Below are 23,047 nucleotides of genomic sequence, written 5' to 3' on the forward strand. Positions count from 1 at the left end.
TTTTGAACATACTATAACTAGGAGGTGTGTTCCAAGATGTATTACGTCATCAAGGATTCTGACAAATTGCCACCATCCATAATCCATGAGGATAACTACTTCGCATGGTATAACCCGATGAAAAAGGACCATCGGGTCGAATTTCGCGGCACGATGAATCAGTGCTATGATTTTATGGCTTCCCGCTATCCCAAGCGGTGAATTTCTCCCACTCACAAAATTGACAGAATAATGGAACATGAGTTTTTAAAAAAAACCGGAGACCTCTGTCCCGGTTTATTTTTTGTTCCCATGTTTTTTCTCCCGGACCGGAGGAAGAATCCGGCGAAGATCCACTTTTCGTTCCGGTTTCCAAGTCATGGGATCATTTTCATCAAACTGCTCGAGAAATTGGATCACTTCACGTGTGATTGGGGTCGGCGTCGAAGCACCGGCGGTTACGCCAACAATTTTTTTTCCTTTTAACCAATTGATATCGATTTCGGAAACATCGGAGATGCGGTGCGCTTCCACCCCGGCGATTTTCTCGGCGACCTGGGCGAGACGGTTGGAGTTGTTGCTGCGCGGGTCACCGACAACCAGCACCAAATCCGTCCCTTTGGCCTGCTGTGCCACCGCTTCCTGCCGCAGCTGCGTTGCCAGGCAGATCTCATTGTGAATCTCAACGGTCGGGAATCGTTCCCGCACCTTATTCATAAGGTTGGCCGTATCCCACTGGCTCATCGTCGTCTGATTCGTCACCAGAAGTTTATCCGTATCAAAATGAAGCTTTTCGATATCTTCTTCCCGCTCGATCAAATGGACATGGCCGGGTGCCACCCCCATTGCCCCTTCCGGCTCCGGGTGTCCGTGCTTGCCGATATAGATCACTTCATAGCCTTCAGCAACCTTCTCACGAATCAGGTCATGGGTGCGAGTGACATCGGGACAAGTGGCATCGACAATTGTGAGGCCTTTTTCCCTCGCTCTGCGGCGAACTTCCGGAGAAACTCCGTGAGCAGTAAAGATAACCGTTCCTTTATCCACTTTCTCCAAGATTTCCAACCGGTTTTCCCCGTCTAAAGTGATGATTCCTTCTTCTTCAAACGCCTCAACGACATGCTTGTTATGCACAATCATTCCCAAAATATAAATCGGACGCGGAAGATCAAGGTTCTTTGCCGCTTGCCGTGCCAGAACCATCGCATCGACCACTCCATAACAATAGCCGCGCGGTGTGATTTTTACTACTTCCATTGCTGATTCCTCCTGACCCCGTATCACCTTCTGGCCCGAGGTTTAGTCTCTCCTATTATAGCTTATTATCAAAATTCGACCAAGGGACGCACATCTCTGCTCAAAGATAGGCTGGTACACCAGGTACATCTATACCAGACCATTCATAATATACACTGTCATCATGAAGAGAGGATGTGAGTGTATGACGGAGAGAAGACCAGTCAAACCGATGCAGCCCGTTACTCCGGCACCGGCGGAATCATCCGCTCGCCCGGCTCCACCCACCGAACCGGCCAAACCATACAAACCGATGCCGAAGCCACCGATGCCGCCGGTCATGCCGTTGCCGCAACCACCTGTGACCTTGCCAACCCATATGTACTGCGATCCTCAGATGCTGCGCCAACTCTATCACCAAATGAAAATTTGCCACCGATATGAACGGGAAATGCTCAAATGGTATATGCGCTATTGCGCGGGAACTCGCCGCCGTCCGTTTTTCGGCGCCCCCTGTGACTCCTGCCGGGAATCTTCAGCTTTCGGTTCATCCTACCACCGACCCCACTCTCCCTTTCACCACCATCCCGGCTACTATGAATCCTCTTCATCCAGCCGGTATTGGGAAAGCTCAAGCTAGATTTTACTCCTGTTCTCCCTCCCCATACCCGTCAGGGGAGGTTTTGCTTATTGAACAAAACCCACAAAATGCGGGGAAAGCGATTATTTTGCCGAATTCTTAATCCGTTCGCGAATATACAATGCAGCGAGAATAAAAGAAATAATCATGAAAAATATTAACAGTCCGGGTGATTCCAAGCTGTTACTATACATTGGTTGAACTCCCTCCTGCGCCACATGTGTTTTCACTTTAATCTTACTGGAAATCGGCACCGGGTTGCTCCCATATTCGCACAATTACATGAAAAAAGCAGGATGCTTTCACTCGTTGCGGCACCCGAGGTTCCTCGATGTCAAAAATCCCTCCGTTCCGTCCTGATCCGGGAATAATTTTGTCTAATGAACAGGTAATTTGACTGATTATGTCGACCGGGAGGAAATCAGGGTCATGATTGTCAAATAACCTGTTTAAAGGAGGGACGGATGGTGACTAACCGAGTTGGGCAAGCAAAAACAATCGCTGAAAGGCGTCTGAGTTACAAATACCGTGTCTTGCAACGGCGGGTTCGTCCCGCGGTGAAACGAGCTTTTCTCAAGATCGCAAGAGAGATGTTTCTCGACCAGCTCTCCCGCGGTGTCTCCATCAAAAAGAAGGATTAAGCGTTTAACCAATGCTCTTTATTGTTTTCCATCATTCCATGAAAACAGGGGACACAAAATTTGCGCCCCCTTTGCATAGATGAAGCATCTGCTTTTCAGCATCGCTTCATTGCCTTTCTCTCTCCGTTTTGATTTTGGTTTTGGAAATCTGAACTGCCTCCCCTTCCGGGCGGCAGTTTTTTTTGAAGCTGTAGCGGCAAGACATGGCCATTTTTATCTGCTGGCGAGTTTCCTCCGGGCCTGATGATCTCTCAAGCGGATAAACCGGGTTAATTCTTCCGTCATCCTCCAGTATGAAAAGGGAGTGATAAGATATATTCCGGAAAACTTATCCAAAATCACTTCCAGCAGCTCTTTCGCCACCTGAATCCCTTCTTCTCTCCCCGCCTCTTTGTTGTCTTTCGTCGCTTCCATCCGTTTCAACACCGATTCCGGGATCTTGATTCCCGGCACCTCATGATGGAGGAAAAGCGCATTGCGGTAGCCGATTAAAGGCATCACCCCGATGAATACCGGGATGCCGATCCCCTTGGTCGCTTCATAAAGATTAAGGGCCCCCTGCTCGTCATAAACCGGCTGGGTCATGATAAAATCCGCACCCGCCTCCACCTTTTTCATCAGCCGCTTCACTGCCGCATCCAGATTGCGCACATGGGGATTAAAGGCTGCTCCCACCACAAAGCGCGCTTTCTGCTTCAGCTTTCTCCCCGAAAAAGAAATACCTTCATTCAGCTGCTTCACCATGCGGATCAGTTCGATCGAAGACAAGTCATAAATGGAGCTGGCCCCCGGCAAATCGCCGATCCGTGTCGGGTCCCCCGTAATCACCAGAATCTGATCGATCCCCAATGCATGAATGCCCATCAAATGTGACTGCTGGCCCAACAGATTCCGATCGCGACAGGCGACATGCAGAAGCGGATCAATGCCAAGGCGATCCCGTAAAATTGCGCCCAAAGCCAAATTGCTCATCCTTGCCGTCGCCAGGGAATTGTCGGCCATCGTGATCGCATCCACGCCGGCGCGGTGGAGCCGTTCAGCCCCAAGCAAAAACTGAGAAATGTCCAGATCTTTCGGCGGATCAAATTCGCAAATAATGGCCCGGCCGCTTTTCACCTTATCGACGACATGGGGATTGGACCGTGCGCGAACGGCAATCGATTCAACCGCCCCGTCATAAATGGCATCGGAAGAAGGGTTTGTCCGTTTTACCTTTTCTCTCCCCTCCAAAGCCGCCGCCAGTTTGCGGATGTGATCCGGAGTCGTCCCGCAACATCCCCCGAGAAGACTGACACCCTGATCCACCAGAAGATGGGCAGTTTCCTCAAAATAATCCGGCGAAGACTTGTAATGCAGCTTTCCTTCGCTCATGCCCAGCCGTCCGGCGTTGGGAAAGGAAGTGAGGATCATCCCCTCAGGCACGATCGTTTTTTCCAGCGCGCGCAAAATCTCCATCGGTCCGAGCCGGCAATTGAGCCCGACTCCATCGGCCCCCCGTTCCGCCAGAAGCCCGAAAGCCTCTGTAAGCGTATAGGCATCCCTGGTTCTGCCTACTTCCAGCATGGAGAGTTGAGCGATGATCGGCAATGAGGTGAGCGGACGGATCACCTCGACCGCCAGCAAGATTTCCTTCAAATCCAAAAAGGTTTCCAGCAAAATGCCGTCCACTCCGGCCAGCAGCAGCGCTGTCGCCTGCTCTTCATACATCGCGCGATATTCCTCTTCATCAAACACCGGAACCCGCCCGGCGCAAATCGAACCGATCGCCCCGATCACATAAGCATCATCCCCGACGGAATCGCGCGCGATCTTGACAGCTTCCCGATTCATCCGAATCACTTTGTTGTCCAGCCCATAGCGGGTTAACCGCTCACGGTTTGCCCCGTAGGTGTGCGTTTCAATCACCCGCGCTCCCGCTTCGTAATAAGCCTGATGCACTTCGCTGATCAGGGAGGGGTTACTGAGCACCAGCTCTTCAGAGCAATGACCGATCGAAACTCCCAGCTGGTACAGGTAAGTGGTAAGGGCTCCATCCCCCACGATCAAAGAAGACTTCAGCTGTTCCAGCAGCCCCGGTTTGCGCATTTCTCTTTTCCTCCTTACCTCGCATTAAAATATCTGGCTTCCGGATGGGCAAATACCATGGCAGAGACGGAAGCTTCCGGTTCCATCATAAAACCGTCCGTTAAAGCGACACCGATTTGTTCCGGTTTCAGCAAGCGGAACAGCTTAGCCTGATCCTCCAGATCCGGGCAGGCCGGATAACCGAACGATACGCGAATCCCTTGATATTTTGCGGCGAATCTCTCTTTCATTGTCATCGAAGCAGGATCGGGAAAGCCCCAGACCTTGCGCATCACCTGATGCAAATGCTCGGCAAACGCCTCTGCCATCTCCAGGGCGAGCACCTGCAAAAGATGGGAATCGAGATAATTGCCTTGATCTTTCCATCTTTCGGCCAATTCACGCACATTGCCGCCGGCTGTCACTGCCAAAAACCCGACATAATCCATCTCTCCCGATTCAACAGGGCGAACGTAATCAGCCAGACAAAGATAGGGCGATGCTGTCTGCCGTGGGAAAGAAAAGCGTTCAAGCACACGGGAGGGATCGGCCGGGTCATAGATGAGAATATCATTGCCAACCGATTGCGCCGGGAAAAACCGGTACATCCCCTGCGGTTTCAAAAGCCCTTCCCGTGCAGAGCGATCAATCAGGTGATCCACATATTGTTTTAATTCAACCGCCTTCTCATTTCCCGACCGGAGCAATTGTTCGACGTTGCCGCTGAGGCCAAGGTGTTTGCCCAGAAGCATTTGTTCATTGATATACGGACGCAAATGGGAAAGCGGGTAATCACGGTAAATGTGCTGCTCCAAATCCGGCGGGACAAAAATCGGCGCCTTGCGGTCAACACTGCTTTTCACCAGCGTCATGGTAACCGCTCCCGCTCCAGATTCGCCTGCTTTTGCCTGTGCTGCCCACTGCTTCTCGTTTAACTCCGACCGGAGGCGAATCCGCTCTTCCGGATTCATCAAACGATTGGCCAGTTCCAGACCGTTCATGGCATCTTTGGCGTAAACAACTGCCCCATCGTATTCAGGGGCAATCCTCGTTTCCGTAAACTTGCGGGTGAGCGCGGCCCCTCCCACCAAAATGGGCACATTGATATTGGCCTTTTTCAAATCCTGTGCTGTGACCACCATCTGCTGAGCCGATTTTACCAGCAGCCCGGACAGCCCGATCAAATCGGGTTTCTCTTTCCAATAGGTCTCAATCAATTGCTGTGGCGGCACTTTGATCCCCAGATTGATCACTTTGTAACCATTGTTGGCCAGAATGATCTCCACCAGGTTTTTCCCGATATCGTGCACGTCGCCTTTGACAGTGGCCAGCATGATCGTCCCCCGGGTGTGCGTTTCCACCTGATCCATATGCGGCTCAAGATAGGCGACCGACGCTTTCATCACTTCCGCGCTTTGCAGCACTTCGGCGACGATCAACTGATTGTCGTTAAAAAGGCGTCCCACTTCATCCATGCCGGCCATCAATGGGCCGTTGATAATATCGAGCGGGGAGTATTTGGCCAAGGCCTGATCCAAATCCTCAAACAACCCGTCTTTGCTCCCTTCGACGACATATCGGGCCAGCCGCTCTTCCAGGGTGAAGTGTTCCAGGGGTTGTTTTGCTTCCACTTTCTTCGAGCGGTAAAAAGAGGTGAACTCAGCCAAAACGGCATCATAGTTTTCATGATTGGTCTCAAAGAGCAACCGCTCCGCCAGACGCTTCTCTTCATCCGGGATCGAAGCGTAGCGTTCCAACTTTTCCGTATTGACGATCGCATAGTCAAGTCCGGCTTTGGTACACTCATAAAGAAAGACGGCATTCAGCACTTCGCGCCCGGCTGCCGGCAACCCGAACGACACATTGGAGATCCCGAGAATGGTCGAACACGACGGCATCGCTTCCTTAATCCGCCTGATTCCTTCCACCGTCTCCCTGGCCGATCCGATGTATTGTTCATCGCCCGTCCCCACCGGAAATACGAGAGGGTCAAAGATGAGATCCTCAGGCCGCAGTCCATGCCGCTTGACCAGCAAATCAAAGGAACGTCGGGCCACCTCCAATTTTCGCTCTGCCGTGACCGCCATCCCCTCTTCATCAATCGTGCCGACGACAACCGCGGCGCCATAACGATGAATCAGCGGAACCACTTCGTTAAACCGCTTTTCCCCTTCCTCCAGATTGATCGAGTTGATGATCGCTTTTCCCTGAGAATATTGAAGCGCCCGTTCAATCACTTGTCCATCGGTCGAATCGATCATGAGCGGGGCTTTGATCTTCTTCGTCACAAAAGAGAGAAAGCGCTCCATATCCTGAAGTTCATCCCGGTCGGGATCGGCCAGACAAACGTCGATCACCTGTGCTCCGCCCTTCACTTGCTTGCGGGCGATTTCCGATGCCTCTTCATACTTGCCCTCAATGATCAACTGCTTAAATTTGCGCGAACCGATCACATTGGTTCTTTCCCCGACGAGTATCGGCCGGTTGTCCTCTTCCAGATAAACGGGTTCAATTCCCGAGACTGCCGGAAGATAGGAAGGAACAGGCCGGCGCGGTTTCTTGTCCCGCAGCGCCCCGGCAATCGCCCGGATATGATCGGGGGTGGTCCCGCAACAACCACCTGCCAAATTGAGCCAGCCCGCCTCGGCAAACTCCGCCAGCTTCCGGGCCAGCTGTTCCGGCGTTTCCAGATAGTTGCCGTTCTCATCCGGCAGCCCGGCATTGGGATAACAGCTGACCGCAGCCTGCGACAACCCGGACAGCGTACGGATGTGATCCGTCATAAATTCGGGACCGGTCGCACAATTCAACCCGACAGCCAATGGATTCAAATGTTGGATCGAAAGGTAAAACGCTTCGATGTTCTGCCCGGCCAGCATCGTGCCCATCGGTTCGATCGTGCCGGAAATGATCAGCGGAACCTGTTTTCCCGTCTCGGCAAAAGCCCGCTGAATGCCGATTCCGCCAGCCTTTACATTAAGCGTGTCCTGCGAGGTTTCCAGGAGAAGCAGATCAACACCGCCCTCGATCAACGCCTTGGCCTGAAGATAATACCCTTCCGTCAGCTGCTCAAAGGTTGTTCCCCCGGTAACCGACAATGTTTTGGTCGTTGGCCCCATCGCTCCGGCCACATAGCGCGGCCAATCCGGGGTAGACCATTGATCCCGCGCTTCCACGGCGAGACGGGCCGCAGCCAGATTGATCTCTTCCGTGCGCTGCTCCAATCCGTATTCGGACAAAACCGTTGGTGTCGCTCCGAATGTATTGGTTTCGACGATATCGGCTCCGGCTTCATAGTAAGCTTCATGAATCGAGCGGATCACATCGGGGCGCGTCAGGTTCAACATCTCATTGCAACCGTCCCATTCCTCTCCGCCGAAGTCTTGCGCTGTCAGGTTCGCCCGCTGCAACATGGTCCCCATCGCACCGTCAAGAATCAAAATCTTCTCTTGCAATCGTTTGTGAATCGCTGTTTTTTCCACAATGTCCACATCCCTGTAAAAAATAAAAACACCTTCATCTCCGAAAGATGAAGGCGTGTGTTTGCTAGGTTATTGCTCTCATCTTTCAGAGAAGGTCCTCTCTGCTGGAATTGGCACCACATTGGATTAACCAACAGGTTGCCGGGCTTCTTCGGGCCAGTCCCTCCGCCACTCTGGATAAGAGATCTTTTTAATTATTTAAATAATATATAAATGATTTCGTTTTATGTCAACTCATTTAAAAGAATAATTCTTCTTTCTCCATCTCTTTTTTGGCGCGATACATTTTCTCGGTCGCATCTTTGAATCCCTCAAGATCCCCCATTTCTTCACAGCAATCGGCCAATTCATAATAAATCAGATAGATTCGCTTTTTAAATTTATATTTCACTGCCACCTGAACTGCCCGTTTAAAATACTCAACGGCATCCGTATAGTGCTTCATCTTCTTCATCAGTTGCCCCAGCATCAGCAAGGCGGTACTCTTCTCAAAGGGATCATGCGACTTTTCGGTCCAGCCGAGCGCCTTCTCCAGCACTTCGCGAGCCTCGTTAAATTTGCCCTGCAACATGTATATATGGCCCAGGGAACAATGAACGCGGACAACCTCATCTTTATTGGAAACATGATCACTTAATTCAAGGAGAAACAAAAAGCAGGATTCAGCATCCTCCAGCTGGGAAATCTCCTTGTACGACGTACCCAAAATGTTCCACAGACGGAACATCTCATCATAATCTTTGCTGGACATCGCCATCATCGCCCCTTCACGGGCATAACGGATGGCATCATGGTACATCTTCATCCGTCTTAACAGCCCGGCTTTCAGCGAATACATCTGGATGACCATCTCTTTGTTCTGGATCTCGGATTGATACTGCCAAAGCTCGTCGAGATTCTTAAGCGCTTCATCAATCCGGCCTAGTTTCTCCAGATAGATCACGCGGTTCAGGGACAGCTGAAACTGAATTTGCTCCGGGCTTTCGTTTTGCTCCCGGCATGCTTCCAGACCGCGTTCCACATATTTCAGCGCCTGTTCATAATCCTTGTGGGTGGCGCGGCACTGTGCCAGACCGCAATAGCTCACCGCTTCCAGATTGCTTTTGGGAGAGTAGGGGTCCTGATAGGCAAGGCGAATCGCTTCGCTCAGTTCCCTTTCGGCTTTGCGCCAATCCTTTTTGGCTGCGTAAATTCTGCCCTTTAAATAATGAATGGTCGCCTGGTGCCGGGAAAACGTTTCCTCCGAAATATTGGATAACAGTACTTGCGCCCGTCCGGGATTGCCCAGTCCGATCATCGTCTCGATCGCCGTAAACTTTACCTGCATACTTTCCAAGCTTTCGCTGTCTTTTTCGATCATTTCAGGAATTTCACTTAAATCAAGACCTAATTTACTCATTAAATACAAAACTTTATCTTTATTTACATGGGGAACCCCGCGTTCGATATTGCTGATCGTCGCCGTGGAAATATGCTCATCAGCCAGGTCCTCGAGCCGCAAGCCACGTTCTTTGCGCACTTTACGGATGAATTTGCCAATTTCACTCATTTCAATCACATTCATCGGCGATCTCCCTTTCGGAATACTTGTTATTTCTATATTACTTCATCTATTTTATTTTATAAAGAAATGAATAAATAAAAATTACCATATATAGGAGTGTAATTTTTTCCAGTCGAAAACCTGAAAGAAAAAGCCGGGTGCATCTGGACATCCCGGTCAATCTTTCACAATTTCAACATGATTCGTTCTTTGGATTACCATCGCCCAGGTGCTCCCGTTTCAAGTACTGAACAAACCCGAAAACAAAGATTTGGTGCGTTTTTTCCACTTTTAAGATTGGAGCTGAACGGTAAAATTTGCCGAACAGTAAATCAGGATATTGATATGCATGATCCGCTCAAAATACCCGTTCTGCGGCAGTGACCACAAATCGCTCTCCCGCCACCGCCAGCAGCGACAACCCTCCCCCGCTGATAAGTCCCGTGATCACGCGGAGAAGATTGTTGCTTTCGCGCCAGCCCCATTTTTGCGTAAAACCGTCAACCAGCATCGGAATCTGGCTGATGATTCCCAGATACCATGGCAACCGCAGCGGCATAAAGAAGAACACCGGGATCAGCCCATACCCGAGCAGGATACTGAAACAGCGGGCACAAATCGGCATCGGTTTTCCCCTGATGCGCAAACAGCGCTCCGGACGCCGGTGACAAGGAACGCATTCCGCCCACTTCATCCACCATCCCATCCTTTTCCCTCCCCGCTAATGACAGCTGCAATTGGGCATATCGCAGTCGCAATCCGGCCCATCACAATTAAAATGATGGCAATTGCATTCCGGCACATTTTTATGAAAATGATGGCAATTGCAATCAGGGCAATCCATCGGTAAACAATCACAGGAATCACAGACAGTGCAGTCATTTTTTCCTTTTTTCCGCTTCCTCCTCCGACAATAACAGTAACCCCAAAACAACGAAAACAAGACGGCAGCCGCCAGCAAAATCCCCCCTGCCATCCATTGCTGTTTATAAAAAAGCACGCCGGCCGACAAATATAAAATGAGATTTAAAGTAAGCTGCACAAAAAACACACGATTTTCCCCTTTACAGCCATTTGCTGTTGGTGTTTATAATCTTTCTCAAAATCCCCTTTAACTCGCTTTAATGCAGGAATTCTCCACTTCCTAGAATAAAGCAATTTGCCCATTTCAGAAATAGTGCAAGCAAGGCGGAAAGAGCCCGGAACTCAAAAAATCCCCTCCAAAATCATGCAATTTAACAAGCCTGCTGTGATGCAAGCCCGGCAATTACAGCGAATGTTTTTGAATGAAATTGAATGATTTTGATAGATAATGATTGTTTTTTGAAAGGGTTTTCGTTATTATAAAGGTGAACTCATGAGGTGATCAAAATTGTTGACTCCACAGCGGCATCAATTGATTCTGACAATGTTAAAACAACAGGGCGTTGTCAAAGTGCAGGAGTTGGTAGACGCTACCCAGGCTTCTGAATCGACGGTTCGCCGCGACCTGATTGAATTGGAAAAACTCAAGCTGTTAAAACGCGTCCACGGCGGCGCTGCCCTGCTTCAGGGCAAAGGTTCCGAGCCCAGCATCGCGGAAAAGTTCGCGAAAAACCTGGAAGAAAAGAAAGCGATCGCACGGCTTGCCGCCACCTTGGTGGAAGATGGAGACTGCATCTATCTGGACGCCGGAAGCACGGTCGGGGAGCTCATCCCTTATCTGTCCGGCAAACAAATCGTTGTGGTCACCAACGGTCTTTCCCATCTTGACCGGATGGATGCCACCAACATCAAATGCCATATTCTGGGCGGAATGGTAAAAGCGTCTACCAAGGCAGTGATCGGAAGCATGGCACTCGATCAACTCCGCCACTTTCGCTTTGACCGTTGTTTTCTGGGGGTAAACGGAATTCACCCGGAAATGGGGTATACCACTCCCGATCCCGAGGAAGCCCGGTTGAAAAGATTGGCCCGCACCCTGTCCGGCCAAACCTATGTCCTGGCTGATCAGAGCAAATTTGCCGAAATCTCCTTTGCCCAATTCGCCGAGATCGAAGAGGCTGTTCTTGTAACAAGCCGGATTCCTGAAGAAAGCCGGGCAGCCTATGAAAACAAAACTTATGTAATCGAGGTTGGAACGCCATGATTTATACCGTAACCCTCAATCCATCAATCGATCTTGTGGTCAACGTACCATCTTTTCAGCTGAACGGACTCAACCGGATGCAGAAAGAGCAGAAATTTCCCGGAGGAAAAGGGATTAACGTCTCCCGCGTCCTCAGCCGGCTGGGAGCGGAGACAACGGCCCTCGGCTTTATCGGCGGATTTACGGGCGCTTTCATCCGCGACACTTTGCACGAGGAAGGAATCGGAACCGATTTTATCCGGGTAGACGGTGACTCGCGCATCAACATCAAACTGAAGACGGAAGACGGCGAAACTGAAATCAACGGGCAAGGGCCTTCCATCAGCGAAGAACAGATTGCCCTGCTTCGGGAAAAACTGAACGCACTCGCTGAAGGAGATGTGCTCGTTCTTGCCGGCAGCATTCCGCGCTCCCTGCCCGCCGGTCTGTATGAAGATCTGACCGGGATCCTCAGCCCGCGGGGAGTCAAAGTGGTTGTCGATGCCTCCGGTGAAGCACTCGGCAAGGTGATCGCCCATCGCCCTTTTTTGATCAAACCGAATCATCATGAACTGGGGGAACTGTTCGGCGTTACCCTGACCAATGCCATGGAGATTCTTCCCTATGGACACCAACTGCTTGAGCAGGGGGCCCGACACGTGATCGTCTCCATGGCCGGGGCGGGTGCGCTCCTCTTTGCGGAAGAGGGAACCTATCAAGCCACTGTCCCACAAGGAAAAGTGATCAATTCTGTCGGGGCCGGCGATTCGCTGGTTGCCGGTTTTCTGTCCACCTACGTCCGGACGGGGGATCTTCTGGAATCGTTCCGATGCGGCATCGCTGCCGGAAGCGCAACTGCTTTCTCTTCCGATTTGTGCACCAAAAACCAAGTGGAACAGCTACTTCCGCAAGTGAAAATCAAGCCGGTCGTCCATCCCATTGATTTGGGAGCAATTTAGCAACTGACCAATCACCCGGTTTTATCCCCTTCAGTGGCTGATAAAACCGGGAACCGATACTTTCAGGGAGGTGCCCTACGATGAAGATTACGGATCTGCTAAAAGAGGATACGATCATCATGGAACTCCGGGCCGGCGATAAAAGCGCTGTCATTGATGAACTGGTCGAAAAGCTGGACGGAGCCGGCCGCTTGCATGACCGTGAAGAATACAAGCAGGCCATTTTGAAACGGGAAGCTCAAGGATCGACGGGGATCGGCGAGGGAATTGCCATCCCGCACGCCAAAACCAAGGCGGTAAAAACTCCCGCCATCTGTTTCGGACGGAGCCTGAAAGGGATTGACTATGAATCCCTGGACGGACAGCCTGCCCGTCTCTTCTTTATGATCGCCGCTCCGGAAGGGGCTGATGAAACTCATCTGGAAACATTATCCCGCCTGTCGATATTGCTGATGGATCATGACTTCCGCGAAAAACTGAATCAGGCCGGGACAGCAAAGGAAGTGATCGCTTTAATCAATAACAAAGAAGCGGATCAGGAGGAGGAAGACAGCATAGAAGAACAAACAGAACCGGAAAAACTGATCCTTGCCGTCACCGCTTGCCCGACCGGAATCGCCCATACCTACATGGCGGCTGATGCCCTCAAGGCCAAAGCAGCGGAGATGGGCATCAGGATCAAAGTGGAAACCAACGGATCCACCGGGATCAAAAATCGCCTGACCCCGGCGGAAATTGAACAGGCCACCGCCATTATCGTCGCAGCGGACAAGCAGGTGGAAATGGACCGGTTCGCCGGAAAACACGTGCTTCAGGTACCCGTCGCTGATGGAATTCACAAAGCAAAAGCGCTCCTTGAACGAGCTTTGAAACAGGATGCACCCATTTATCAGGGGCGGGGAAACGTCGAAAAGGAAACAACGGGAAAACAGCGGCTCGGCTTTTACCGCCACCTGATGAACGGGGTCAGCAACATGCTTCCCTTTGTTGTCGGCGGAGGAATTTTGATTGCGCTTTCATTCGCATTTGGCGGAATTCACGCGAATGGGCCGATCGCCCAAATCTTGAATCAAATCGGCGGGGCGGATGGAGCTTTTCATTTCATCGTGCCGATTCTGGCTGGTTTTATCGCCTCCAGCATAGCCGACCGTCCCGGTTTTGCTCCTGGTGCTGTCGGCGGTTTTCTGGCGGCAAACGCGGGTGCGGGCTTTCTCGGCGGCCTGATTGCCGGATTTTTGGCCGGTTATGTCGTCGTGGGCCTGAAAAAGGTGTTTTCGATCCTGCCTCAGCAACTGGAAGGGATCAAGCCGGTTCTCTTATATCCCTTATTTGGAATCATGATTACAGGTATCCTGATGATCACTGTCATTAACGGACCGGCGGTTCTGCTCAACAAAACGCTCACTTCCTGGCTGGGCAGCCTCAGCGGAACCAACGCGGCCATCCTCGGCTTGATTCTGGGCGGCATGATGGCCGTGGACATGGGCGGCCCGATCAATAAAGCGGCTTTCACCTTCGGACTGGCCGCACTGCAGACCGGAAACCAGCTTCCGCATGCAGCCGTCATGGCCGGCGGAATGGTACCGCCGCTGGGCATTGCGCTGGCAACCACTTTCTTTAAACACAAATTTACCGATGCCGAGCGTAAATCCGGCCTGACCAACTATTTGCTGGGTGCTTCCTTTATTACAGAAGGAGCAATCCCGTTTGCCGCAGCCGATCCGGTACGCGTCATCGCCAGCTGTATCATCGGCTCTTCCATCGCCGGCGCGCTCAGCATGTTGTTCGGCATTCATCTTCCTGCCCCCCACGGCGGACTGTTCGTGATTCCGCTCGTCAACAAACCACTGCTCTATATTCTCGCGATTCTCATCGGCTCTGCCGTTACGGCGGCAATGCTCGGAATCTGGAAGAAAAAAGTGCAATAAACCAAGAATCCGGCCCTCGTTCGCGGGGGTATTTTTTCTCCTTTGAAATTGACAAAAGATTGTAAATAAAAGGAAAATGGGATATTATTGGGTTGTAATGCATCATTTTCAAATGAATGGAGATGTTCTGTGATGCCCTTTAAAAGAAAGGTTTTCTCCCTGGCGGTGATCAGTTTTCTCCTTATCACCGGCTGCACCGGGCATGAAAAAGCCCCGACCCCGGAACCGAAGCCCGCTCCCCCTGCCTCATCCGTCCCGCCCTCCCACCAGCAGACCCCCTCTCCTCAACAATCCACTCCGGGCGACAAACCCGCACCGATCAATGCCAAAAACAAAGCTCTCGTTCTGGAGATCAAACAGCGCGCCCAGCAGGGGAAGATTTTGCATTACCGCTTTATTTGCGGCAAATCCCTCATCGATTCCGATGTTCATCAAGCCTTGGGAAATCCGGACACGACCGAGTCGGCGGGAAAAGGGATTTATGATACTTATAAAAAACAAGGCCTTGCTTTTGGCTTCAATCACGGGTTGCAGATTTTTGACATTCGCTCCTACTCTGCGGAAATCCAAAAGCTCACGTACCGGGACATCACCGAAACATTGGGCCGGCCTTCATCCGTCAACAGCATCAGCCACCAAAAAATCCTCGTTTACAAGGTGAATTCCAAATATCAATTAAAATTTATTTTTAATGAACCAATCTCCGGTTCGACGCATCTGGATCATTATTCCGTCTTCTATCCCCCGGCCGCAGTCAATAATATGGCCGGCTGACAAAAATGCGGGGCGTGGTGTTTCCTTCCCGCCTTCAGGTTTCACCGGAAGAAAACCCACGCCCTGCTCTTGGTTGAAATCTTTATCTTTAATAAAATTATAATCCATCATTCATGAATCTGTCATATTTAGGCATATAAAATTCTATATATCTCATTGGTTTCCCGCTAAAATATTTGATAGGGATTTACCCGACCAATGTCTAAATCTATCTTTTGGCACGACAATGCAATGAATGGGTTTCTACAAGGAAAGGCCGGTTTTTTTAGATAGACATTTCACTTAAGTGTGGTGATCAGATGAAAAAATGGCTTTTCATTTTATCGATCCCCCTGGTGGCAGCAGGACTGGTCGTCGCCGTGATGTCAATGCACAAATACAAAACCTACGGGGAACAAGCAGCCGCAACGCGGGCGATGGAAGCAGTAAAACCTGCTGCGCCAAAACCGGTGCCTTCCAAGAATGTTGTGATCTACTTCTCTCCCCATGCTGATGATGAAGTTTTGACCATGGGGGTTCCGCTCATTAACGACATTCGGGCGGGAAAAGAAGTATATCTGGTGCTGATGTCGCCGGGAAGCCATTCGTTTGCACGTGAACGGATCAACGGAGCCTACGACATTGAATCCAATCGTGCAGAATTGGCCGGAAAAAAATTAAAAGACAATCTGTACAAATCCTATCACGATCCCTATAAGGAACATTACAAAGACGGATGGCTCACCCGCAAAGAATTCGGGGATGCGCGCCTTCGTGAATTTTACCTGGCTGCTGCCGCTTTTGGCATTCCCAAGGACAGAATTCGGGTATACAATGTGGTAAACGATAATTTTCTGTACAGTCAGGTAAGAGCCATTATGGCGTCATATGCCAAAAAGTTCCCCGATGCAACCTTTAAAACGATGTCCCGCTATGATGTTCATCCTGACCATGCCATGTGCGGCCGGGTTATGGATGATCTGTTCCGGGAACACATCGTCAAGCACTGGGTCGCCTATCTCTCGATCACAACTGACCGGATCATGAAAGTGAAGGTTCCCGGAAGCCAGATGGTTGTTCTCCGCAATCCGGCCGATAAAGCCATTCTTCTTCGGGCGTGCAAAGCCTATAACATCTGGAAGCCGACAGAAGGGCTTTATGCGATCGGTTACCACAGTGTTCCGATTGAATTTGATATGCTGATGAAAAAACCTTATACAAAAAAAGTTCCATTATAGTTGCAAAGCCACCTCCTCATCTCGCGGGTGGCTTTTCCCGAAAAAAGGCGATCCGCCCTGATCAGGAGCAGATCGCCTTTTTTTCAACAGTGCTTTATCCATTTTGAATCGGTTCCAACCGGGCGAACTCTTCCTCCGTAAACAGCCTCGAACGGATGACAAACCGAACCCCCAGCGGAATCTCCAATGAAAAGGAAGCCCCTCTCCCTTTGACAACATCAACGGTTAACTGGGTATGTTTCCAGTATTCAAACTGGGAACGGGACATATAAAAAGGACATCCGGCAATCTCGCCCAGTCGGACATCGCTGCTTCCGATCCGAAAAGTTCCTTCTTTAAAACACATGGGAGAGGAGCCGTCACAACAACCGCCGCTCTGGTGAAACATCAGCTTTCCATGCTGCTTGCTCAGCTGATCAATAACCTTTTTCGCCTCGGGCGTAACCAGAACGCGTTTGACTGTTTCCATGTCCTCCACTGTCCTTAAAAGAAGCCCATCGGCTTTTTATCATAGGAAATCAGGAGATTTTTCGTTTGGCGATAATGTTCCAGCATCATTTTATGCGTTTCCCGTCCGATTCCCGATTGTTTGTATCCGCCAAAGGCCGCGTGTGCCGGGTAGAGATGGTAGCAGTTCACCCAGACGCGCCCGGCCTGAATCCGTCTGGCAATCTGATAAGCCTGATGCGCATCCCGTGTCCAGACACCGGCACCCAAGCCGTAGAGCGTGTCATTGGCGATTTCGAGCAATTGCTTTTCATCCTTAAACGTCGTCACCGAAACGACGGGGCCAAAGATTTCCTCCTGGAAAATCCGCATTTTGTTGTGGCCGACAAACACGGTTGGCTCAATGTAATAGCCGTCGGGGTACTTGTCGTTCTTGTACGGCTTTCCACCCGTCAGGCATTTGGCTCCCTCTTCGCGGCCGAGCTGGATATAGTTCAGGATCTTTTCATACTGGTCGTTGGAAGCTTGTGCTCCCATCATCGTTTCGGGGTCGAGCGGGTCCCCCATTTTAATTTTCTTCACGCGTTCCATAGCCCGTTCGATAAATTCTTCGTAAATCGACTCCTGAATCAGGGCCCGGGACGGACAGGTGCAGACTTCCCCCTGGTTCAAGGCGAACATCGTAAATCCTTCCAGGGCTTTATCGAGGAAGTCATCATCTTGTGCCAGCACGCTTTCCGTGAAGATGTTGGGCGATTTCCCCCCGAGTTCCAGCGTGACCGGAACAATATTTTCCGAAGCGTACTGCATAATCAGGCGTCCGGTGGTCGTCTCACCCGTAAAGGCCACTTTCCCCACTTTCGGCGAGGTGGCGAGCGGCTGGCCGGCTTCGGGACCAAATCCGTTGACCACATTAAGCACGCCGGGCGGCAGCAGATCAGCGATCAGTTCCACAAACAGAAGGACGGTAGCCGGAGTCTGTTCGGCCGGCTTTAACACCACGCAATTGCCGGCAGCCAGAGCGGGAGCCAGTTTCCATGCCGCCATGAGCAGCGGAAAATTCCAAGGGATGATCTGGCCCACAACGCCGACCGGTTCTTTGATATGAAGGGAGAGCGTATTGGCATCGATTTCGGAAACGCCGCCCTCTTCCCCGCGAATCACGCCGGCAAAATAGCGAAAATGATCAATTGCCAGTGGAAGGTCCGCATTCAGTGTTTCACGGATCGGTTTTCCGTTATCCCACGTTTCTGAAAGCGCTAACTTTTCCAGGTTTTCTTCGAGACGATCAGCAATTTTCAAAAGGATATTGCTTCGTTCCGCGACGGAAGTGTTTCCCCATTTTTCTTTTGCCTGGTGCGCTTTTTCCAATGCCAGATCGATGTCTTCCTTTTGAGAGCGCGGCACTTTGGTGAACACCTTGCCATTGATCGGAGACGGATTGTCAAAATACTCCCCGCCGAGCGGCGGAACCCACTCTCCCCCGATAAAGTTCTCGTATCGCGGCTTGTAATGAAGCAGGCTTCCTTCGGTATTTGGCGCTTTAAAACCGGATAACTTCACACTCATCAGCGGCTTCCTCCCTCAGCTTTTTTTGCAAACCAACCATGAACTGCTGAACAACAATATAATTATTATTTAGCAATAGATTCAAAAATTCCTGCCCAATAAGGAAATTTATTTAAAAAATTCATTCATTTTAAAATATGGATTTGTCCCACATACAAACAGGGGCCAAAGAGAGCAAAAGATATAAAAACCACCCGCCAAAATGCGGCGGGCCTGCCTGTGTCAGTTGTTGATATAGCGTTCAAACACAAAGCCAAAGTCTTTCACATGGTATTTCTCACGGGTCTCGACGAGCCAGTTAAATGCCGCCTGGTTCAGCCCTTTAAACTGTTCGACCAAATTGTTATCATCATTCTTGAACGAACTTAAGGTGGTGGAGGCCAATTCCAGACTCTGTTTGGCAAATGCCAGAAGAATCTCGTTTTCACGCGAGAGTTCCGCAATCTTCACCAGCGCTTTGTATAAATCCTTAAGTTCCTCAAGATGCTTTTTGTGCACATCGATTGTATATTGTTTGGAACCCATGGTAAACTTGATCTCAACATCCAGATCAATCGAACCGGCTGTTTCCAGCATCACATTGGCGATTTTGTGAGCATGGTAATCATAGCGATGAAGCATCCGCTTTTTGCTCGTGGCACTGGTACCATCCAAATGAATCAGGGCTTTGTTCGTAAAACAGTACTCATCCGATTTTGACTTGATGAGAAAGAAAATTTTCTCGCCATCTTCATGAAGCACATAATCGTCTGTGTCCACCTTATCGTAATTTTCCGGCTTGATCACACTTCCGACATCACTGATTCCCAACACATCGGCGGCAACTTTTCCAAACATCGGATCAACCTTTCCCATTTGAAATCAAAACATTGTCATTCTATTCCAAAATCATTATAACACAATTTGTCAGTATCACCTGCCATGCTGATCCGTTCTGACTCCGTCTTGTAAGTTGAGGATCATGGCAAAAAGCGGAACCAAGCAGGAGAGAGGAGGCATTCACCGTGAACGATCCGTTGCCACCCGTGCATTTGGACAAACGGTATTGGGCACAGCTGACCGATTTGCCGGACAGGGTCCAATGGGTGATTGAAAAACTTGAACAATCATTGCAAATCATGAGGGAAAATCAATCGGAGACTGGGCAGGTGTTAAAAACGGCGCAACAATTGAGCCACATGCTCGGGGAAATGGATCTGGAGATCAACAGTTTTGAATTGGATGAAGTGACAAGGGAAGTGATCAACGCGCTGCTGGACCGGACTTATGTGGACGAAGCATATGAGGAAGTACTGGAGTTGGATGCCATGCTCGATCAGTTATGGGAGAATGGTTTCCTCGATGACTCCGACCCGATGGCAGAAGAGGTGGCAACTGCCATCAGCCATTTATCCGACTGTTTTGTCAGTTGCGGCGACCGGCTGAAAAAAACGCGCGCTTCCGAAGACATTCATACGATCATCGAAGCCATCGAAACCGTCATCTCCGGCTTTAAAGAACTGCTTCGATAACGGATGCGGTCATTTTCTCCATTTTAAACCGGGAATAAGTCGGGGAACACGTTTTTTGTATTCCAGATACTGTTCACCAAACGTTTGAACCATCAACCTCTCTTCAATACGAATACGGATCAGGAAAAGGATCAGAATCCCGAGAAAGCCCAGGAATAAGACACCAGCCCCGGTCGAGAGCGCAGAGCCAAGCACCATCCCGATAATTCCGGTATAAATCGGATGCCTCGTGATTCGGTACGGCCCTTCCGTGCATAATCGGTGAGCCTCTTTAACCACTGCGACCGATGCCCACATTTTCCCCAGTTTCCATCTGGCCCATAAAGTGAACAACGTCGACCCAGCCAGCAGAACCGCGCCGACAACCTGCAACCAGAGAAGGTGAAAAGCCAAAGCTCCCGGATACCGGACAGCAATGTACTGGATCACACCCCAGAAAAGCAGAAGGATCATCCAGTCAAACCGGAGGCGCCTTTGCTGCACGGCCGGAGCATGATAATGATTGTAAATCGCTCCACCGATCCAGGCCAGGATAAAGATTCCCCAACAGATCAGGTTCAAATGAACAAAATTCATATTCTTCTCCCCAAATCCAATGGATATCCTCAACCGCCGCTGGCTTAATTCAATCATACGACAAACCGGCAGAAAATTGCCCCAAGGTTTTCAAAACCATTTAACCACACTTGCAACGCCGGCGCCGTCTTTCCATCCCACACACTGATCCCCTTCATTTCCCCTCCTCGCCGGACTTCTCCAATTGCTTTTAAGCTTGTGAACAGCCTCCCTCTTCCCCTGCCAGGACATTTTTTACAAAAAATAGGAGAATGCACAGTCGTTTTTTGTCATGGTCAAATATGATATACCGAAATTACCGTTAGGGGGTGAAACGAATGGGTGCTTCATGCGGTTCGTGTTACAGTTCCTGTTACGGGTCGTGCTACGGTTACGGATTTGGCTGGAGAAGCCTGCTGATCTTCCTGCTCGTCATCGCCACGATCTTTGTCTTTATCTGCGGAGGATTTGGATGTTAATTAGAAAAACAGCTACACAAATGAACTTCGCATCGGATTCCCTCCCGTATCATGCAATAGCCACGCCAAATCCGAATTAAGCCGATCTTTGTCACAATTTGCAAAGTCGCGACCCATTTTTCCTCCTTCAAAAACATTTCCCGCATCAGTCGGGACTTGTGACTCAAAAACAACCTCCTGCCGAGTTCTCAACCATCGGTCAGACATTTCCTCAAGGGATGTTGGGGCCAGGATATTTCCGGCCATCCAACATCCTTTCGTCTGTTTGATGACATTCCTGCCGGCCATGAATTTCAACACAAACATGCCGACTTGCGGCGAAAACGCTGCCAGCATGAATTTTGAACGTTTTTCATCAACTGAACAACATGTATTTATCAGAATTAAAAAATATATTATACTTTTATCATTCATAAATAAATGAAAGGAGATTCGGATGAAAAAATTCATTTTGCCTCTTCTTTCTTCATTGGCCGTCTTCTGGCCATCAGTCCCGCAAGCCCTGGCTGCAACCGATATCTATGCCAATTATGCGGAACTGTCATCGCACTATAAACAGGGCACGGATTATACGATTGAAACCCAGTCGAAACCAAACGATGTGCTGATTCTGGCCATTCATGGCGGAAGGATCGAGAAGGGAACCGATCAACTGGCAAAAGCAATCGCGCAGGACGATTACAGTTACTACATATTTAAGGCCAACATTTATAAAGACACCAATAACGATGACCGGAACGATTTACATTTAACCGCTTCCCACTACGATGAACCAACCGCCCTGCAAATGACGGCACAAAAAAACCGCATCGTTTCTCTCCATGGAGCCAAGGGCACGGAAAAAATCGTTTACATGGGAGGACTCAACCAAAATTTAATGAGCAATCTCTCAGAGCGGTTGACTGCCGCCGGTTTCCGTGTCGAGAATGCCCCTGACAATCTCAACGGGAACCACCCGGAAAACATCGCCAATAAGAATCGGATTCTCCAAGGAGCGCAGATGGAACTCACCACAGCCCAGCGCGATGAGCTCCTGAACGATTCTGCCAAGATGCAAAAATTTGCTGATGCCGTCCGTGCAGCCATCTCTGCCTCCTCTTCCCATCCGGATGGCAGAACCTATGAATTTGGGAGCGACAACTTTTCCAACTCCATTTGGCTCAACGGTGGCAATCCGTTTTATCTGACCGGTGACGATTACCTGAAAGGCGTCCAAAGCCCCATTGATCCGAGCCAAAAAGAAAAAATTCGCTTTGATTTTTATGACCAAAACGGAAAACTCGTGTTATCCCACTCGGCCGAAGCTGTTGGCCACAAACGGTTCAGCTATTCCACCGGCCTCCCAACCGGCTACTATAAAATAAAAATCGTGAACGTTTCTGGACACCCCTCCTGGATCTACGGAGGCCTTGTCTATTAAAACCAAAACATGCATGGGACTTTCTCATCCATGCGTGTTTTTCTGTAAGGAGATCTTCATGCTATCAATCAAACGGCAAACCTCGCCCGCTTCATCTGTTTGCTCCTCAGTCCCTAGGCTCGCCGGCCTGAGACTCCCTCCGTTATCCGTTCTTTTCCCCTGCTGTGAGACTGTAGCTGATTAACCACTCTCTTGCTTTTTCATCTTCGAAGTATCGGATTTTCGGGAGTACCAATATTAATACTTTTTCACGGAAATCCGCATGATCAAAAAGGCTGGCATTCGTCAAATCCGTTTTGGCGAACACGGTTTCAATACACTCACATTTAGCAAACCTTGCATTTTGAGCATCGGCATTTGTAAAATCTACATAAGACACATCCGCTTTATAGAAATCATGTTACCGCCGGTCTATAATTGACCCAGGATCGCCGAAAAAGAATTGACCCACTCCCCGTCGAATAAATCCCCTTCGAATAATACCGCCAAATTTCTT

23 protein-coding genes and 1 riboswitch are annotated in these 23,047 nt (G+C 49.9%); of the genes, 11 read left to right on the plus strand and 12 right to left on the minus strand.

The window, feature by feature from the left end:
- Positions 1 to 36: 36 nt before the first annotated feature.
- Positions 37 to 201, plus strand: a complete 165-nt coding sequence (locus I8U18_RS10735) for a hypothetical protein (protein ID WP_160173813.1) — start codon at positions 37 to 39, stop codon at positions 199 to 201.
- 75 nt (positions 202 to 276) lie between these two features.
- On the opposite strand, the gene I8U18_RS10740 is transcribed toward I8U18_RS10735, so the two are convergent.
- Complete coding sequence (locus I8U18_RS10740) at positions 277 to 1,236, minus strand: 4-hydroxy-3-methylbut-2-enyl diphosphate reductase (RefSeq protein WP_033100035.1); 960 nt, start codon at positions 1,234 to 1,236, stop codon at positions 277 to 279.
- A gap of 184 nt (positions 1,237 to 1,420) precedes the next feature.
- Here I8U18_RS10740 and I8U18_RS10745 point away from each other — a divergent pair, with 184 nt between their 5' ends.
- Together I8U18_RS10745 and I8U18_RS10750 are read left to right on the plus strand one after the other, a co-directional pair.
- The gene (locus I8U18_RS10745) at positions 1,421 to 1,855 is read left to right on the plus strand and encodes a hypothetical protein (protein WP_198055833.1); all 435 of its coding nucleotides are present in this window, start codon (positions 1,421 to 1,423) and stop codon (positions 1,853 to 1,855) included.
- Between the two features lie 467 nt (positions 1,856 to 2,322).
- Complete coding sequence (locus I8U18_RS10750; RefSeq protein ID WP_160173812.1) at positions 2,323 to 2,496, plus strand: hypothetical protein; 174 nt, start codon at positions 2,323 to 2,325, stop codon at positions 2,494 to 2,496.
- Between the two features lie 213 nt (positions 2,497 to 2,709).
- Here I8U18_RS10750 and I8U18_RS10755 read toward each other — a convergent pair whose 3' ends face one another.
- The 5 genes from I8U18_RS10755 to I8U18_RS10775 form a co-directional block, all read right to left on the minus strand.
- Entirely contained in the window at positions 2,710 to 4,581 is a 1,872-nt protein-coding gene (locus I8U18_RS10755) for a bifunctional homocysteine S-methyltransferase/methylenetetrahydrofolate reductase (RefSeq protein ID WP_198059079.1), read from the minus strand.
- Positions 4,582 to 4,595: 14 nt separating this feature from the next.
- Positions 4,596 to 7,982 carry a methionine synthase gene (metH, locus tag I8U18_RS10760; protein ID WP_052154047.1) on the minus strand — a complete coding sequence of 1,129 codons (3,387 nt, stop codon included), beginning with the start codon at positions 7,980 to 7,982 and terminating at the stop codon, positions 4,596 to 4,598.
- A gap of 135 nt (positions 7,983 to 8,117) precedes the next feature.
- Positions 8,118 to 8,226: riboswitch (SAM riboswitch) on the minus strand.
- 54 nt (positions 8,227 to 8,280) lie between these two features.
- Complete coding sequence (locus I8U18_RS10765) at positions 8,281 to 9,606, minus strand: helix-turn-helix domain-containing protein (protein WP_198055830.1); 1,326 nt, start codon at positions 9,604 to 9,606, stop codon at positions 8,281 to 8,283.
- 337 nt (positions 9,607 to 9,943) lie between these two features.
- Complete coding sequence (locus I8U18_RS10770) at positions 9,944 to 10,291, minus strand: DUF2085 domain-containing protein (RefSeq protein WP_232330906.1); 348 nt, start codon at positions 10,289 to 10,291, stop codon at positions 9,944 to 9,946.
- Positions 10,276 to 10,467, minus strand: a complete 192-nt coding sequence (locus I8U18_RS10775) for a hypothetical protein (protein WP_033100029.1) — start codon at positions 10,465 to 10,467, stop codon at positions 10,276 to 10,278. The genes I8U18_RS10770 and I8U18_RS10775 overlap by 16 nt, the downstream gene beginning before the upstream one ends.
- Before the next feature lie 490 nt (positions 10,468 to 10,957).
- Between I8U18_RS10775 and I8U18_RS10780 the strand changes: the two genes are divergently transcribed.
- The 5 genes from I8U18_RS10780 (at position 10,958) to I8U18_RS10800 (ending at position 16,570) form a co-directional block, all read left to right on the plus strand.
- The gene (locus tag I8U18_RS10780) at positions 10,958 to 11,713 is read left to right on the plus strand and encodes a DeoR/GlpR family DNA-binding transcription regulator (RefSeq protein ID WP_198064754.1); all 756 of its coding nucleotides are present in this window, start codon (positions 10,958 to 10,960) and stop codon (positions 11,711 to 11,713) included.
- Positions 11,710 to 12,651: a 1-phosphofructokinase gene (pfkB, locus tag I8U18_RS10785; RefSeq protein WP_033100027.1), complete on the plus strand. Its 942-nt coding sequence runs from the start codon at positions 11,710 to 11,712 to the stop codon at positions 12,649 to 12,651. The genes I8U18_RS10780 and pfkB overlap by 4 nt, the downstream gene beginning before the upstream one ends.
- An 80-nt stretch (positions 12,652 to 12,731) precedes the next feature.
- Positions 12,732 to 14,579, plus strand: a complete 1,848-nt coding sequence (locus I8U18_RS10790; protein ID WP_198064755.1) for a PTS fructose transporter subunit IIABC — start codon at positions 12,732 to 12,734, stop codon at positions 14,577 to 14,579.
- Positions 14,580 to 14,711: 132 nt separating this feature from the next.
- Positions 14,712 to 15,353, plus strand: a complete 642-nt coding sequence (locus tag I8U18_RS10795; protein WP_052154016.1) for a YjgB family protein — start codon at positions 14,712 to 14,714, stop codon at positions 15,351 to 15,353.
- A gap of 299 nt (positions 15,354 to 15,652) precedes the next feature.
- A complete protein-coding gene (locus I8U18_RS10800; protein ID WP_033100025.1) occupies positions 15,653 to 16,570 on the plus strand; it encodes a PIG-L deacetylase family protein in 918 nt (305 codons plus the stop codon).
- A 94-nt stretch (positions 16,571 to 16,664) separates the two neighbouring features.
- Here the strand turns inward: I8U18_RS10800 and I8U18_RS10805 are convergent, their stop codons facing one another.
- The 3 genes from I8U18_RS10805 to I8U18_RS10815 form a co-directional block, all read right to left on the minus strand.
- Complete coding sequence (locus I8U18_RS10805; protein WP_033100024.1) at positions 16,665 to 17,039, minus strand: DUF779 domain-containing protein; 375 nt, start codon at positions 17,037 to 17,039, stop codon at positions 16,665 to 16,667.
- 14 nt (positions 17,040 to 17,053) lie between these two features.
- Positions 17,054 to 18,586, minus strand: a complete 1,533-nt coding sequence (exaC, locus tag I8U18_RS10810; RefSeq protein ID WP_052154015.1) for an acetaldehyde dehydrogenase ExaC — start codon at positions 18,584 to 18,586, stop codon at positions 17,054 to 17,056.
- A gap of 222 nt (positions 18,587 to 18,808) precedes the next feature.
- A complete protein-coding gene (locus tag I8U18_RS10815; RefSeq protein ID WP_198055826.1) occupies positions 18,809 to 19,423 on the minus strand; it encodes a PH domain-containing protein in 615 nt (204 codons plus the stop codon).
- A gap of 167 nt (positions 19,424 to 19,590) precedes the next feature.
- Here I8U18_RS10815 and I8U18_RS10820 point away from each other — a divergent pair, with 167 nt between their 5' ends.
- The gene (locus tag I8U18_RS10820; RefSeq protein ID WP_198055825.1) at positions 19,591 to 20,097 is read left to right on the plus strand and encodes a hypothetical protein; all 507 of its coding nucleotides are present in this window, start codon (positions 19,591 to 19,593) and stop codon (positions 20,095 to 20,097) included.
- A gap of 9 nt (positions 20,098 to 20,106) precedes the next feature.
- Here the strand turns inward: I8U18_RS10820 and I8U18_RS10825 are convergent, their stop codons facing one another.
- The gene (locus I8U18_RS10825) at positions 20,107 to 20,673 is read right to left on the minus strand and encodes a methyltransferase family protein (protein ID WP_198055824.1); all 567 of its coding nucleotides are present in this window, start codon (positions 20,671 to 20,673) and stop codon (positions 20,107 to 20,109) included.
- 317 nt (positions 20,674 to 20,990) lie between these two features.
- Between I8U18_RS10825 and I8U18_RS10830 the strand changes: the two genes are divergently transcribed.
- Entirely contained in the window at positions 20,991 to 21,131 is a 141-nt protein-coding gene (locus tag I8U18_RS10830; protein ID WP_152568486.1) for a sporulation protein YjcZ, read from the plus strand.
- 12 nt (positions 21,132 to 21,143) lie between these two features.
- Here I8U18_RS10830 and I8U18_RS10835 read toward each other — a convergent pair whose 3' ends face one another.
- Entirely contained in the window at positions 21,144 to 21,581 is a 438-nt protein-coding gene (locus I8U18_RS10835; protein ID WP_198064756.1) for a hypothetical protein, read from the minus strand.
- Here I8U18_RS10835 and I8U18_RS10840 point away from each other — a divergent pair.
- Entirely contained in the window at positions 21,568 to 22,551 is a 984-nt protein-coding gene (locus I8U18_RS10840; protein ID WP_033100021.1) for a poly-gamma-glutamate hydrolase family protein, read from the plus strand. The genes I8U18_RS10835 and I8U18_RS10840 overlap by 14 nt on opposite strands.
- Positions 22,552 to 22,693: 142 nt before the next feature.
- Here I8U18_RS10840 and I8U18_RS10845 read toward each other — a convergent pair whose 3' ends face one another.
- Complete coding sequence (locus I8U18_RS10845) at positions 22,694 to 22,930, minus strand: pentapeptide repeat-containing protein (RefSeq protein ID WP_370589212.1); 237 nt, start codon at positions 22,928 to 22,930, stop codon at positions 22,694 to 22,696.
- Positions 22,931 to 23,047: the final 117 nt, after the last annotated feature.

The organism is Thermoactinomyces sp. CICC 10522 (genome assembly GCF_016055075.1).
In the GTDB taxonomy this organism is placed as follows: Bacteria; Bacillota; Bacilli; order Thermoactinomycetales; family Thermoactinomycetaceae; genus Thermoactinomyces_A; species Thermoactinomyces_A daqus.